The sequence below is a fragment of the Xenorhabdus bharatensis genome (assembly GCF_037996705.1).
In the GTDB taxonomy this organism is placed as follows: Bacteria; Pseudomonadota; Gammaproteobacteria; order Enterobacterales; family Enterobacteriaceae; genus Xenorhabdus; species Xenorhabdus bharatensis.
In genome coordinates, this window is record NZ_JBBMXG010000001.1 from 78,852 (window position 1) to 91,006 (window position 12,155).

Below are 12,155 nucleotides of genomic sequence, written 5' to 3' on the forward strand. Positions count from 1 at the left end.
CCTCTTTTCTACCAAACACTCACCCTCAAATAAAACGATCAGCATCGGGTTTCTGAGACTGGTTGTAGTATTAGTTTGATAAAAAGGTTTATACTGCCATTACTCATCTTTTTTGATGAGATTCGCAGCTCTTAGTCAATTATACCAATAACAATGCTGTAGTCTGATTAGGAGGTTATATGGGACAAAAAGATGAAATTATCCAAACCCACCCTGTTGTAGGCTGGGACATCAGTATTGTTGACACCTATGACGCCATGATGATTCGCCTTCATTACTTATCCTCCCCAGATCAAACCACAAAGACAGATAATGTCAGTATTGACAAAACATTGTGGTTAACTACAGGAGTTGCAAAACAGTTAATTCTAATCTTGCAGGCTGGGATAGAGAAGATTGAATCATCAGAATACGACCAACTTGACTATACAAAACATTAACAGCAAATTTCACACCTGTTAGGACACTCAGAACATTGAGTGTCCGCAACTGTTATAAAAACAAATACCAACTCACAAAACCATTCATATAGTTTATTATTTTTTACAATACTGTATTATAAACAGCCAGCCCCTGCCTGATATTTTAACTCTCCGGCAGGCTGTTTTACTTAATGATAACCACTGTAGAACAAGGATGTTCAGCTAATGAAGCTATTAATCATTGATGATTGCTATTATACCCGCCTTGGGATCATTGAGTCCCTCAAAGAAAATACAAACATCCTTACAACAGGGATGCATTCAATTCATGATGCGATTACTACCCTTCAAGTATTTTCACCCGATGTTGTTCTGATGAACCTAACACATTACGGTTATTACAGTTCATACTGTGAATACATGAAGTTGTTTTTCTCGTTGATGCACGACAGTCGCCTTTATATCTACCTTGATAAGCCATATCCATGGACAGAAAAACATATCCAACTGACTAATAAGGATTTTATTTTACCAAAAAGGAACCTTAGCTTACTACTTCAACGATTAAAAGAAATTGCCTCATATGATATTCAAGACTATTTCTCTCATTTCAATGCAAAAAGCTCTATTTTTAGCCCGCAGGAAAATAGGATCTTCTATTATTGGATGTTGGAAATAGGCACATATAAGATTGCAAAGATATTAAAAATAGGCGGCAGTACCGTTTATTCACATAAACGGAATATCATTGAAAAATTAGGGGTCACTAACAAGATAGAGTTACTTTTTATTTATAATATCTTTAAGTATCTCTGTTAACAATTCAACTGGCGTAATAACAGTTAAGTTATTACGCCAGTTTGCAGTACTTGTTCATTCAGTAGACTAAACAAGCACTTAAACAAGATTTATTATTTGATAGATTGCAACGAAGTGATATTCAAACCTTCATTCAACCGGTAGCGAGACTTGTTGAAAATTTTAGCCCCATTTTCTCTTCCTGCCCGACGAGCACGCTGTTCGCCTTCAGGAAGTAACATTTCTTCCCGGCAAACATCGCTACAGCATCCCTCAAACCGTTCTGCGCAGGACGGACATTGGATGAATAGCAGATGGCACCCATCATTTTTACAGTTAGTGTGACTATCACAAATTGAACCACACTGATGACAATGAGCGATAACGTCTTCAGAAATACGTTCCCCCATACGCTCATCAAAAACAAAGTTTTTACCAATAAAACGAACAGGCAGCCCCTGAGCTTTCGCTTTACGAGCATACTCGATAATACCGCCTTCTACATGGTAGACATTGTTAAAACCATTGTGCAGCATATAAGCACTCGCTTTTTCACAACGGATCCCGCCAGTACAATACATGACGATATTTTTATCTTTATCATCCTTCAACATCTCAACTGCCATAGGCAATTGTTCACGAAATGTATCTGACGGAATTTCAATCGCATTCTCGAAATGCCCGACTTCATATTCATAATGATTGCGCATATCAACAAATACAGTTTCAGGATTATCCAGCATCTGGTTGACTTGATCCGCTTTCAGGTATTCACCGGTTTTTGATGGATTAAAAGTTTCATCTTCAATACCATCAGCAACAATACGCTCACGCACTTTCATGCGTAATACCCAAAATGATTTGCCATCATCTTCTAATGCAATATTGAGTCTCAAATTATACAAAGCAGGATCAGCTGTGTTTAATACTGCTTTCAGGGCATCAACATTTTTAGAAGGGATACTGATCTGCGCATTAATACCTTCTTTAGCGATGTAAACCCGCCCAAAAACTGACAAATCAGTAAATTGTTGATACAGGCTATCGCGAAAATCCTGTGGCTCAGAAATAGCAAAATATTTATAAAAAGAGATAGTTGTGCGCGGCTCAGTTTCAGCCAACATACGTTCTTTCAGTTCTTTATTAGATATACGGTTATGTAACACTGGCATGGTGTTCAAAGTACCCTTGTAGTTTATTGATATATAATCATTTATGTCTGTTCTATGTCCACATAGTGTCGACGCTAGATCATGATCGAAACCTTTAACTAAAAACCCCTCGTGCATACTTGGGGTTTTTATTTTCGACAATATTACTTTTTTCTGTGACCCAGATCTATCAATCCCTGTTCTGAATTGATTGTATATATAGAAATTACGTGTTCACTATAGCGTTCTGCTCAAGAAAAACCGGACATTTTTACGAAGGCCATTTCATATTCCACAGGTATCACATCAGTTCGTCTGCCTACAGCGGAGCAAAGTCGGGAGCAGTGTTATATTCAGCTCGACCGGTGATAATTGCATCTTTCCAAACTTCGGCCGCAACACTGACGGATTTTTTTAATTTCTCTGTAGCACCCCTTTTTTCCATTCTCGTAAGAACGTCCAATAATTCCAAGGGTTTTATATCTGCTATTGGTTTATTACCAATATAAGGGAAGACATCATTTTCAAAAGCACTCATCATGTCAGCACGATACCCTGCCGACCATCTATCTTTGCGTTTCTCGTACCATTCAAGAGTGATTTTTTCAAAAGTATTTTCAGACATAATAGCGCTTTCTCGTTTCTTCTGTTTTCTATCTTCAGAAGGATTGACGCCATCAGCAATCTTAGAGCGGCACTCTGCGGTTCTTTTCCTTGCTTCCGCCAAAGGTACTTCAGGATAAGTACCCAAAGATAGCATTTTCTGCTTACCTTCAAAACGATAACGGAATCGCCAACCTCTGGATCCATTCGGTTCTATTAACAACCAAAGCCCATTACCATCGGAGAGAGTATAAGCCTTTGCTTCTGGCTTAGATCTCTTAATTGCCACGTCTGTTAGCTTCATCATTTCACCCATGTGTATAGGAAGATGTGTATAGGAAAAACTATACACAAAACTATACACAATTTCATGTCGCTTTCAGGAGATGTTAGGAGATATCAGGAGACTTGAGTTTGTTGTTATTTGTTGATTTTACTGAGGAAAATATACTTTAGGAGACGTTGCGAGAAGTAGAAGTGGCGGAGGAGGAGAGATTCGAACTCTCGGATGGTTTCCCATCGGCGGTTTTCAAGACCGCTGCCTTCAGCCGCTCGGCCACCCCTCCGCGATGTCGTGCACTATAAACATCACTGTTCCCAATGTAAAGTACTTATATGCTCAATTGATGCTAATTCACTCACATAACTGTTCGTTGGCGCATTTATTCAGCATTTATGGCAATCTTTCTTTGGAATAAAGGTGATTTTTGCTAAATTGCAGCCATTATTGTCGAGTGGTTAAAAAGCTATGTTGGTATTTGAAGGTCGAGAAATCGAGACTGATACACAAGGTTATCTTAAAAATAGTAACGACTGGGAAGAGGCGATGGCACCTCTGCTTGCTGAGCAGGAAGATATCATCTTAACCGAACAGCATTGGGAGGTAGTTCGATTTGTCCGTGAGTTTTATGAGGAGTTTAACACTTCCCCCGCTATCAGGATGTTAGTCAAGGCGATATCACAAAAGCATGGTGAAGAAAAAGGTAATAGCCGTTATCTTTATCGCTTGTTTCCTAAAGGGCCGGCAAAGCAGGCAACTAAAATTGCAGGGTTACCAAAACCAGTGAAATGTATCTGAGTCAGTCATCCGCCTTCAATGGCGGATGCTGAAATCAACCATTTCCTCTATATCGCATATATCGCAAAACTGAGGCCGAAAATGTTCAATTTTTGCCCCCGGAGGCCCTCCCTTCTCCAGCCAGTCAATCAACGCTGCTATTTGTTCCTCATTACCACAGGCAACGATTTTGACACTACCGTCATTCATATTGCGAACATATCCCAATAACTTATTTTTCTTTGCCCAGTGGTATGTCTGATAACGAAAACCAACTCCCTGAACTCGGCCATACACATAAATAGTGACGCTTTGAACTGTCATTTCTCTCTCCCTCAAGCAAAATCGAAAAGAGACTCTTCAATATCAGGATGGATATCATGATGGAAAAGTATTTATTTTCTGTTATGCAATAGATTGAAAACTATCAAGTAGAATAACTTTGGTATGTTAAGACCACTTTTAGTATTGTATTTTATATACACAACAGCTAACCTGAAATATGAGATGGTGATCACATACCATCTCAAATGTAAGATTCCGGTTACCGGGTGTGCGCTTGAAATTTACCTTACGGCCCTTATATAAGAGTGATTGCAAGGTTTCTCTGGAGGTGACTATGATGATCGCCAGCAAATTCGGTATCGGCCAACAAGTGAGGCATAGCCTGTTGGGCTATCTGGGTGTTGTTGTAGATATTGATGCCGAATATTCTTTAGAACAACCACAGGAAAATGATATTGCATCTAATGCGACTTTACGTTCAGCTCCGTGGTATCACGTTGTGATGGAAGGTGATGATGGGCAACCTGTCCATACCTATTTAGCTGAGGCCCAATTGACTTACGAGATATCAGATGATCATCCGGAACATCCTTCTCTGGATGAGTTAGCTGAATCTATCCGCAGTCAATTGCTGGCTCCAAGGTTACGAAATTAAAAACATTCCTTTGAAAAGTTAAACGATACTGATAAGGAAAGGCGGTGAAATAAAAATAACCCATCGCCTTCTTTATTTTTCTAATCCTAAACGCGGGATCTCAATTTTCGGGCAACGATCCATAATCACATCTAATCCCTTATTTTCTGCCAGTAATTTCGCCTCATCATTAATTACCCCTTTTTGCAGCCAAAGCACTTTTGCTCTGATGGCAATCGCTTCTTCCGCAATACCATAGGCAGCTGTTGCATTACGAAAGACATCAACCATATCAACTGGCTGTTCGATATCAGCCAGCTGCTTCACAACTTTCTGTCCTAATAATGTTTTGCCCGCTAGCTTAGGGCTAACCGGAATAACGTTATATCCCTGATTAAGCAGGTATTCCATTATCTCATAGCTAGGTCGTTCTGGTTTTTCACTCGCTCCCACCAAAGCAATTGTTCTGACTTTTTTCAGGATATCTATCAGATATTGATCACTCATACAGCCCCCTACCTCATGATTATGCTGTAATACTTATACATTTCGTTTACTACAGTGTTTATGACAATCACCTTTATTTCTATTATCTTGTTATTAAAATAATTGGTAAATAGTACATTTTCACGAAGGTATTAATATGGAATTAACAACCCGTACACTGACTGAATCCAAAAGTATTGCTCTGATTGCGCATGATCACTGTAAACAATCTCTTCTGTCTTGGGTCAATGAACATCAACATTTACTAGAACAAAACCGGCTCTATGCCACGGGTACAACCGGAAACTTGCTTCAACAACAAACGGGCTTACCGATTACCAGCCTATTGAGTGGGCCGATGGGAGGTGATCAACAGATTGGTGCATTAATTTCTGAAGGAAAAATTGATGTTCTCATCTTTTTTTGGGATCCTTTGAATGCCGTTCCTCACGACCCTGATGTCAAGGCACTGTTGCGTCTGGCCACAGTCTGGAATATCCCAGTAGCAACAAATCGAACAACTGCTGATTTTCTTATTAAATCTCCGCTTTTTACCGAAAAAGTCGATATTTGCATACCTGATTATCAGGGGTATCTTCATGAAAGGCTAAAATAAATACAGCCACCAGCAAAGAAAGCCTGATTCTCTCCCGGAAATCTAAGGTTTACGGTGCGCTGGAACACCTAGTTTAGATAATAGGTGAATAAATACCGATGGATTTTTCGGTTCCTGCATCAACCAAACCTGCTTTTTTGCTCTCGTCAATGCAACATATAAAAGGCGTTGCTCTTGTGTATCAGAAAATGTTTCAGGTTTCGGTAGTAAAACCTGCTCCAGCACTGTTACTTTTTCTGATGCCGGAAAACCCTCGTTTCCTTTTTGTAGTCCTAAGAGGATAATGTAATCAGCCTGCAACCCCGAAGACGCCTGAATAGTCATAAAGTTAATATTTAAATTCGGCCAACGGGTCGCTGCTTTCTTCAATACATCTGGCTTATGAAAACAGTAACGTGCCAATAAGAAGATAGTTTCCTGATTGGTGACATAGCCACTCATCTTGTTCAACAAGGCTTCTAATTGTTCTTCAGGCAAAATTATGACTGATTTTTTATCTCCTTTTGTTGAACTATGATGGGTGAAACTATACTGTGAAGCACTCACTTGGCTGTGAAACAGATGGATAATTCCATTAGTGATTTTACTAATATGCTCATTAAAACGATACGTGCTATCTAAAATACACTCGTCACTTTCACCAAAATAAGCAGAAAAAGTCTTTATTGAAGGCCATTCAAGGCTGTTAAACCGGCAAACTCCCTGCCTGTTATCTCCTACCGCAAATATATGGCTCTGTTTATTCTGCGCTTGTAGCGCAGTTAATAACTTGATACTTAAAGGAGATATGTTCTGTAGATTATCTAACAGGACATGCTTCCACGGGCTAATGAAACGTCCTTTTTGCAGAGTATGTACTGCCTGATGAATCAATCCATAAAAATCCAGCGCTCCTTCTTCTTTTAATGCCGATTTCCAGGCTTTCAACAAAGGTGCCATCAGGCGGATACGTTTTGGGAAACTATCTGAATATTCAGGCAAAGCCTGTTCAAGCATCTCTTTTTGGCTACCGCCATGCATTCTCATTAACTCCAGCCAATAATTCAGATGGCCGGATAAACGGGATTGTATTTGCCTGTCATTCCAATATGCTCCATCGGGTAACTGCCAGTCTAACTCTTCATTCAACCATTCGCGCCAGCCTTTTGCCTGCGATTTTTTTTCATTACACTGTTTTTGCCATTCCCGAATAAGAAAGTCATGGCGCTTTTGAGTATTAGTTTCTAATTCGCTAATTTTTATCGTTTTACTACTTGCCTGCTGAATAATGCAAAGTGACAGTTCATGGAATGTTCTCACTTTTATCGTTTTTGTTCCCGAGCGTAACTGAATACGTTTATTTATCTCCTCGACTGATTTCTGCCCGTCTGATAGTAATAAAATCTGCTCAGGAAGCGCCTGCTGGCGTAATAATAGCCATTCAGCCCGTGCAATTAAAACAGACGTCTTTCCGCTTCCCGCACTTCCCGAAACTAATATGGATTTTTCACCATTAATAATGGCCTGATATTGTAACTGGTTGAATGGTACGTTTTCTGTGATTTGGAAAAATTCTCCATACCGTTCCTGAATCCGTTCAGCCCACTGCCGATTGATGAGATTTCGCCATTTTTCCCCTTCATTGAGCCAGTTCAGGCACGTCTGGTAATTATCGCGACAATTTTCAAAGTGCTTGAGTCTTTGTAATGGTAAGGGAATAGATTGAAATATTTCATGAATTTGTTGCTGTAATAAAAATAAATTTTCTTTCTTCATCCAATAGTCTTGCTGCCGGATTTTATCAATTTTACTTATCTGAGCAGATAGAACATCAGAACTAATGCCGCTCATATCAGAGCTCCATGCCTGCCATTCCTTTAATAAATAATGGTAAAAACGCTGTGTTTGCTGCCATTCAGTGCCATGTAAACGAACGACTTTCCCCTCCGGTAACTCAAATTCCAGTTCCCCCCAGACAAGCCCTCGCTTACACTGAATATCGATTAATTGATTAAATGGAATTAGGTACTGATGTTTATCACCACTGACTTCAATGCCAGCATTCAGTAAACGCACTCGATTATAAGGATGCCGGGCAAGTCGTTGCCCCATTTGTGTTGATTTTAGTTCCATTGTAATAGCACCGTACCTGAAAATTGTTGAGCTATCTGCTCACTTAAATGTTGTTAGGAGTTTTTTGTGCTAACTGTTTTTTCCAGCTCCCGCCATTTTTTGTATAACAATCACGTTTTCTATTATATTCGTATATTTATTGCGCTAACAGGAACTACACTGGTTCCCTGGCTATTGAAAGAAGAACCCAAGATTACCATCCCTCTGACGTTAGGTGTGGTCGCCGCAGCATTAACAGACTTGGATGATCGTTTAGCGGGCCGTTTACGCAATCTAGTCATCACCTTAGTCTCCTTTTTTGTTGCTTCTGTTTCTATTACTTTGCTTTTTCCATACCCGTGGTTCTTCACTCTTGGGCTGGCAATTTCTACCTGTGGTTTCATACTGCTTGGTGCTTTAGGGCAGCGTTATGCCACCATTGCTTTCGGCGCTTTATTGATTGCAATATATACTATGCTGGGTACATCGATATTCCCTGTCTGGTATCAGCAACCTTTATTATTACTCACCGGTGCAATTTGGTATAACTTGCTGACATTAGCAGGGCATGCACTATTTCCTATCCGCCCGTTACAAGAAAATCTGGCGCGTTGTTATCAGCAGCTTTCTGTGTATCTGCATGCCAAAACAAACTTGTTTGACCCAGATGCTGAAGCTGAGGAGTACGAGCAGGCTATGTTTGATATTGCTATGGCTAACAGCACATTAGTGTCAACATTCAATCAAACGAAAATAGCTTTATTAAGTCGTTTGAAAGGAGATCGTGGGCAACAGGGAACTCGAAGGACTCTGCACTATTATTTTGTTGTTCAGGATATCCATGAACGAGCCAGTTCGTCTCACATTCAGTATCAAAAGCTACGGGAAACATTGCGCCACAGCGATCTTCTATTCCGTTTCCAACGATTGTTGTCCATGCAGGCGCACGCCTGTGAGCAGGTTTCACAATCCATTATCCTGCGTAAACAATATCAGCATAGCTCACGATTTGAGAATGCTTTCACCTATCTTGAAATCTCTTTAGAGAAATTAAAAAACCAACAAATAGTTGACACTAAGATCGTTGCATTCAGTAATTTACTGAAAAATTTGCGGGCAATTGATGCACAGCTAGCCGGTCTCAGTTCTGAGCAATATCTGATCCTTCAGGAAGCAGCTCAACATGATAAGCAATACAACGATAAACAAGAAGAGACACAATTATCCGATGAGGCCTTAACGGGATGGCGTGATATTTCATTTCGGCTTCTCAGCAATCTGACACCCAAATCAGCACTATTCCGCCACGCGATCCGTATGTCTGCTTTGCTTTGTACTGGTTATGCCATTATTCAGCTATTTGATATACAAAGAGGTTATTGGATCCTGCTGACCAGCCTGTTTGTCTGTCAGCCTAACTACAGCGCGACCCGACGCCGTCTGGCTCTCCGGGTTATCGGAACATTGGCGGGTATTTTAATTGGCTTGCCTATTCTCTATCTTGTACCTTCTATTGAAGGGCAATTATTGCTGATTGTCATTTCAGGTGTGTTATTTTTTGCCTTTCGTAGTAGCCAATATGCACATGCCACTCTATTTATTACATTATTGGTATTATTCAGCTTTAATTTATTGGGTGAAGGCTTTGAAGTAGCGCTGCCCAGAATAGTCGATACCCTGATCGGTTGTGGTATTGCCTTATTGGCAGTCAATTTTATTTGGCCTGATTGGAATTTCCGCCAATTACCACAAGTCATTACTCGAACAATGAATGCCAATTGCCATTATCTGAATGCTATTTTACTGCAATATCATCAAGGAAAAAGTAATTGTCTGGAATATCGGGTTGCTCGCCGGAACGCTCATAATTACGATGCCGAACTGGCTTCAGTTGTATCGAACATGACATCAGAGCCTAAACATCATCGTATTTCTCAGGAAGAAGCATTTCGTTTACTTTGCCTTAATCATACTATGTTGAGTTATATTTCCGCCTTAGGCGCACATCGTGACAAGCTTAATGAACCTATCATTCTGGAGCTATTGACTGAATCAATTCGCCATGTTGAGTCTGCATTGCAACAAGACAGAATTGATGATGAATTCCTGCATCAGATTTCAGAGCATTTGATACAAAAAAGTAACCAATTAACTTCTGATAATAGCAAAGTTCAACTTGTATTACAGCAAGTAGGACTACTGATTGAACTATTACCTGAAATAGTTAATTTAAAAAAACAAATAAACATTCAGAAATCAAATTAATTAAATAAATAAATCCCACTTCCTATGAAGGCGGGATTTATTATTTTAACACCTTATATGAAATTATATTTTCTGCATTTCAAATGAATTATTAACTGTCGTCTGATATTAATAGGATATAGAATAATACTATATACCTTTTCATAATAGTGAAAGTATCCGCATGCGGTATCCCTTACCCCGCGCGACACGCGGGGTAAGGGATACTCCTATCATTTTGAAAAACTATTTAGTTACCATATTCTAATTCTTGATGCCATATAACTAATTCATTACGTAGCTTTTCCGGCAACACAGCAACATGGCAGCCTTCTATTGCTCCAGCTAATGCCAATAAAATATTTACACTTATCTTTTTTCCGTTTTGTTGTAATTTAAGATAAGTTACTTTTGCTCCCAATACACGCAATTCTTCTACTTTTGATATTCCTGCTTTCCATAACTGGCGCTCCAAAACCACTCCAAGATTAGGAAGATCTTTTAATCTGAGAGGTTTTTTTTGTTTATTAATAATATCTGTCAGTGTCTCTTGATAGGCTAAATTAACATATTCGGATAATTGTTTTTGATCCTGCCAAAGTGATTCACTGACCCGGTAATAACGCAAAGCCACAGGAATTCCCCTTTTTGAATAGATGAACGTTTCCATGCCGTTAGCTTTAAATAACGTTTCTGCATAATTATTCCCTCGTAAATAAAGCTCACCTTCATAACTCAGGGCGAACAAGACTCCATCAATTGATAATCCAATTCCACCAAACTGGGATTTCTTTTTAAGTTTCCCCAATGAAGATACGCCGTGTTTCAATTGATCAAAACGAGCCCCTGATAAAAACATTTTTATCACTCCATGAATTATATCCTGACTAAATATTTTATACTCTGTCCCCTTGTTTGTTATTAATAATATAAATAACAAGAACAAGTAATTAAAACCATACGCAATCTGTTTCTGGCTGCCAATCATTAAATTAGAAAAAAACTGTTTTATATGAATTTTTGCGAAGCGTCTTGAAAAAAATGGTCTTGCTTTTAGCCAAATAACCGATTACTGTATATATATACAGGCATCATGGTGAGGAACATTATGCGTATTCAACCCACTCTGGAGTATCTCATTGAGAGTAAAATTGAAGCTGAGAGCGGCACAACTCACAAACACGAAACCACTAATGTAATAAGCACCAGATCTACAAAATTAAAACGCCTTAGCCAAGCTGAGCAAAACGCCTTACAAGCAGTAAATGGCACAATCAGTGAGTTAACCTATTGTGAACAATGGCCTGTGCTTAATCACATACTACTTCCTTTGCTACATCAATCCAGGAATGAAAACAGGTGGTTACTCTGGATAACCCCTAATAAAAGATTAAGCCGCCAGTGGTTAGTCGATTCGGGTTTGCCTTTAGACAAAAGCATTCAATTAAACCAAATTACCCCAGTTGCATCACCCTATGCCATGGAGAAAGCCTTAGCAAGTGGTAGCTACTGTATCGTATTAGGGTGGCTGCCAGAACTGTCTGAATATGGAGTACAAAAACTGAGATTAGCAGCACAGAAAGGGACAACTCTAGGCCTGATTATGCGTCCTCAAGCCTCATCCGGGCAGTATAATCCCGTAGAGGGCAGAATAAAGTTCCATTCTATTTACTATCATTGAATTAATTTAAGATTATTCTCAGTATTTTTTAAAATAAACATGCTATGAATAATGAAATATTTTTATTTTTTATAAAAATCAAACGAT

At 39.2% G+C, this 12,155-nt stretch carries 12 protein-coding genes, 1 tRNA gene and 1 pseudogene; 7 read left to right on the forward strand and 7 right to left on the reverse strand.

Going from position 1 to position 12,155, the window contains the following annotated elements:
* Positions 1 to 179: 179 nt before the first annotated feature.
* Together bssS and AAC855_RS00360 are read left to right on the forward strand one after the other, a co-directional pair.
* Complete coding sequence (bssS, locus tag AAC855_RS00355; protein WP_099123488.1) at positions 180 to 440, forward strand: biofilm formation regulator BssS; 261 nt, start codon at positions 180 to 182, stop codon at positions 438 to 440.
* A gap of 207 nt (positions 441 to 647) precedes the next feature.
* On the forward strand, positions 648 to 1,241 hold the full coding sequence (locus tag AAC855_RS00360; RefSeq protein ID WP_340607687.1) for a response regulator transcription factor: 594 nt from the start codon (positions 648 to 650) through the stop codon (positions 1,239 to 1,241).
* A gap of 92 nt (positions 1,242 to 1,333) precedes the next feature.
* Here AAC855_RS00360 and trhO read toward each other — a convergent pair whose 3' ends face one another.
* The 3 genes and pseudogenes from trhO to AAC855_RS00375 all read right to left on the reverse strand — a co-directional run bounded on the left by trhO (position 1,334) and on the right by AAC855_RS00375 (position 3,540).
* Positions 1,334 to 2,392 (reverse strand): oxygen-dependent tRNA uridine(34) hydroxylase TrhO, encoded by a 1,059-nt coding sequence (gene trhO / locus AAC855_RS00365; protein WP_340607688.1) that lies wholly within the window; start codon positions 2,390 to 2,392, stop codon positions 1,334 to 1,336.
* A 307-nt stretch (positions 2,393 to 2,699) separates the two neighbouring features.
* Positions 2,700 to 3,278 (reverse strand): annotated as a pseudogene (locus AAC855_RS00370) (tyrosine-type recombinase/integrase); the annotation flags it as partial.
* Positions 3,279 to 3,452: 174 nt separating this feature from the next.
* Positions 3,453 to 3,540 (reverse strand) — tRNA-Ser (locus AAC855_RS00375).
* A gap of 182 nt (positions 3,541 to 3,722) precedes the next feature.
* Between AAC855_RS00375 and tusE the strand changes: the two genes are divergently transcribed.
* Positions 3,723 to 4,052, forward strand: a complete 330-nt coding sequence (tusE, locus tag AAC855_RS00380) for a sulfurtransferase TusE (RefSeq protein ID WP_340607689.1) — start codon at positions 3,723 to 3,725, stop codon at positions 4,050 to 4,052.
* A gap of 15 nt (positions 4,053 to 4,067) precedes the next feature.
* On the opposite strand, the gene yccX is transcribed toward tusE, so the two are convergent.
* Positions 4,068 to 4,355 (reverse strand): acylphosphatase, encoded by a 288-nt coding sequence (yccX, locus tag AAC855_RS00385; protein WP_340607690.1) that lies wholly within the window; start codon positions 4,353 to 4,355, stop codon positions 4,068 to 4,070.
* Positions 4,356 to 4,650: 295 nt separating this feature from the next.
* On the opposite strand from yccX, the gene hspQ reads away from it, so the two are divergent.
* Positions 4,651 to 4,971 carry a heat shock protein HspQ gene (gene hspQ, locus AAC855_RS00390; RefSeq protein ID WP_186435674.1) on the forward strand — a complete coding sequence of 107 codons (321 nt, stop codon included), beginning with the start codon at positions 4,651 to 4,653 and terminating at the stop codon, positions 4,969 to 4,971.
* 72 nt (positions 4,972 to 5,043) lie between these two features.
* On the opposite strand, the gene AAC855_RS00395 is transcribed toward hspQ, so the two are convergent.
* Entirely contained in the window at positions 5,044 to 5,457 is a 414-nt protein-coding gene (locus AAC855_RS00395) for a CoA-binding protein (RefSeq protein WP_340607691.1), read from the reverse strand.
* A 136-nt stretch (positions 5,458 to 5,593) separates the two neighbouring features.
* Here AAC855_RS00395 and AAC855_RS00400 point away from each other — a divergent pair, with 136 nt between their 5' ends.
* On the forward strand, positions 5,594 to 6,052 hold the full coding sequence (locus tag AAC855_RS00400; protein WP_340607692.1) for a methylglyoxal synthase: 459 nt from the start codon (positions 5,594 to 5,596) through the stop codon (positions 6,050 to 6,052).
* A 42-nt stretch (positions 6,053 to 6,094) separates the two neighbouring features.
* Here AAC855_RS00400 and helD read toward each other — a convergent pair whose 3' ends face one another.
* Positions 6,095 to 8,164: a DNA helicase IV gene (gene helD, locus AAC855_RS00405; protein ID WP_340607693.1), complete on the reverse strand. Its 2,070-nt coding sequence runs from the start codon at positions 8,162 to 8,164 to the stop codon at positions 6,095 to 6,097.
* 66 nt (positions 8,165 to 8,230) lie between these two features.
* On the opposite strand from helD, the gene yccS reads away from it, so the two are divergent.
* Positions 8,231 to 10,408: a YccS family putative transporter gene (yccS, locus tag AAC855_RS00410; RefSeq protein ID WP_340607694.1), complete on the forward strand. Its 2,178-nt coding sequence runs from the start codon at positions 8,231 to 8,233 to the stop codon at positions 10,406 to 10,408.
* Between the two features lie 229 nt (positions 10,409 to 10,637).
* On the opposite strand, the gene AAC855_RS00415 is transcribed toward yccS, so the two are convergent.
* Positions 10,638 to 11,246 carry a TfoX/Sxy family DNA transformation protein gene (locus AAC855_RS00415; protein ID WP_340607695.1) on the reverse strand — a complete coding sequence of 203 codons (609 nt, stop codon included), beginning with the start codon at positions 11,244 to 11,246 and terminating at the stop codon, positions 10,638 to 10,640.
* A 249-nt stretch (positions 11,247 to 11,495) separates the two neighbouring features.
* Between AAC855_RS00415 and sulA the strand changes: the two genes are divergently transcribed.
* A complete protein-coding gene (gene sulA, locus AAC855_RS00420) occupies positions 11,496 to 12,068 on the forward strand; it encodes an SOS-induced cell division inhibitor SulA (protein WP_340607696.1) in 573 nt (190 codons plus the stop codon).
* The last annotated feature ends 87 nt before the right edge of the window (positions 12,069 to 12,155 follow it).

Coding starts and splice junctions, on each gene's coding strand:
- trhO (WP_340607688.1), bottom strand. CDS start 2,392: ATGCCAGTGTTACATAACCGTATATCTAATAAAGAACTGAAAGAACGT.
- helD (WP_340607693.1), bottom strand. CDS start 8,164: ATGGAACTAAAATCAACACAAATGGGGCAACGACTTGCCCGGCATCCT.
- AAC855_RS00360 (WP_340607687.1), top strand. CDS start 648: ATGAAGCTATTAATCATTGATGATTGCTATTATACCCGCCTTGGGATC.
- bssS (WP_099123488.1), top strand. CDS start 180: ATGGGACAAAAAGATGAAATTATCCAAACCCACCCTGTTGTAGGCTGG.
- yccX (WP_340607690.1), bottom strand. CDS start 4,355: ATGACAGTTCAAAGCGTCACTATTTATGTGTATGGCCGAGTTCAGGGA.
- AAC855_RS00400 (WP_340607692.1), top strand. CDS start 5,594: ATGGAATTAACAACCCGTACACTGACTGAATCCAAAAGTATTGCTCTG.
- tusE (WP_340607689.1), top strand. CDS start 3,723: ATGTTGGTATTTGAAGGTCGAGAAATCGAGACTGATACACAAGGTTAT.
- sulA (WP_340607696.1), top strand. CDS start 11,496: ATGCGTATTCAACCCACTCTGGAGTATCTCATTGAGAGTAAAATTGAA.
- AAC855_RS00415 (WP_340607695.1), bottom strand. CDS start 11,246: ATGTTTTTATCAGGGGCTCGTTTTGATCAATTGAAACACGGCGTATCT.
- AAC855_RS00395 (WP_340607691.1), bottom strand. CDS start 5,457: ATGAGTGATCAATATCTGATAGATATCCTGAAAAAAGTCAGAACAATT.
- hspQ (WP_186435674.1), top strand. CDS start 4,651: ATGATGATCGCCAGCAAATTCGGTATCGGCCAACAAGTGAGGCATAGC.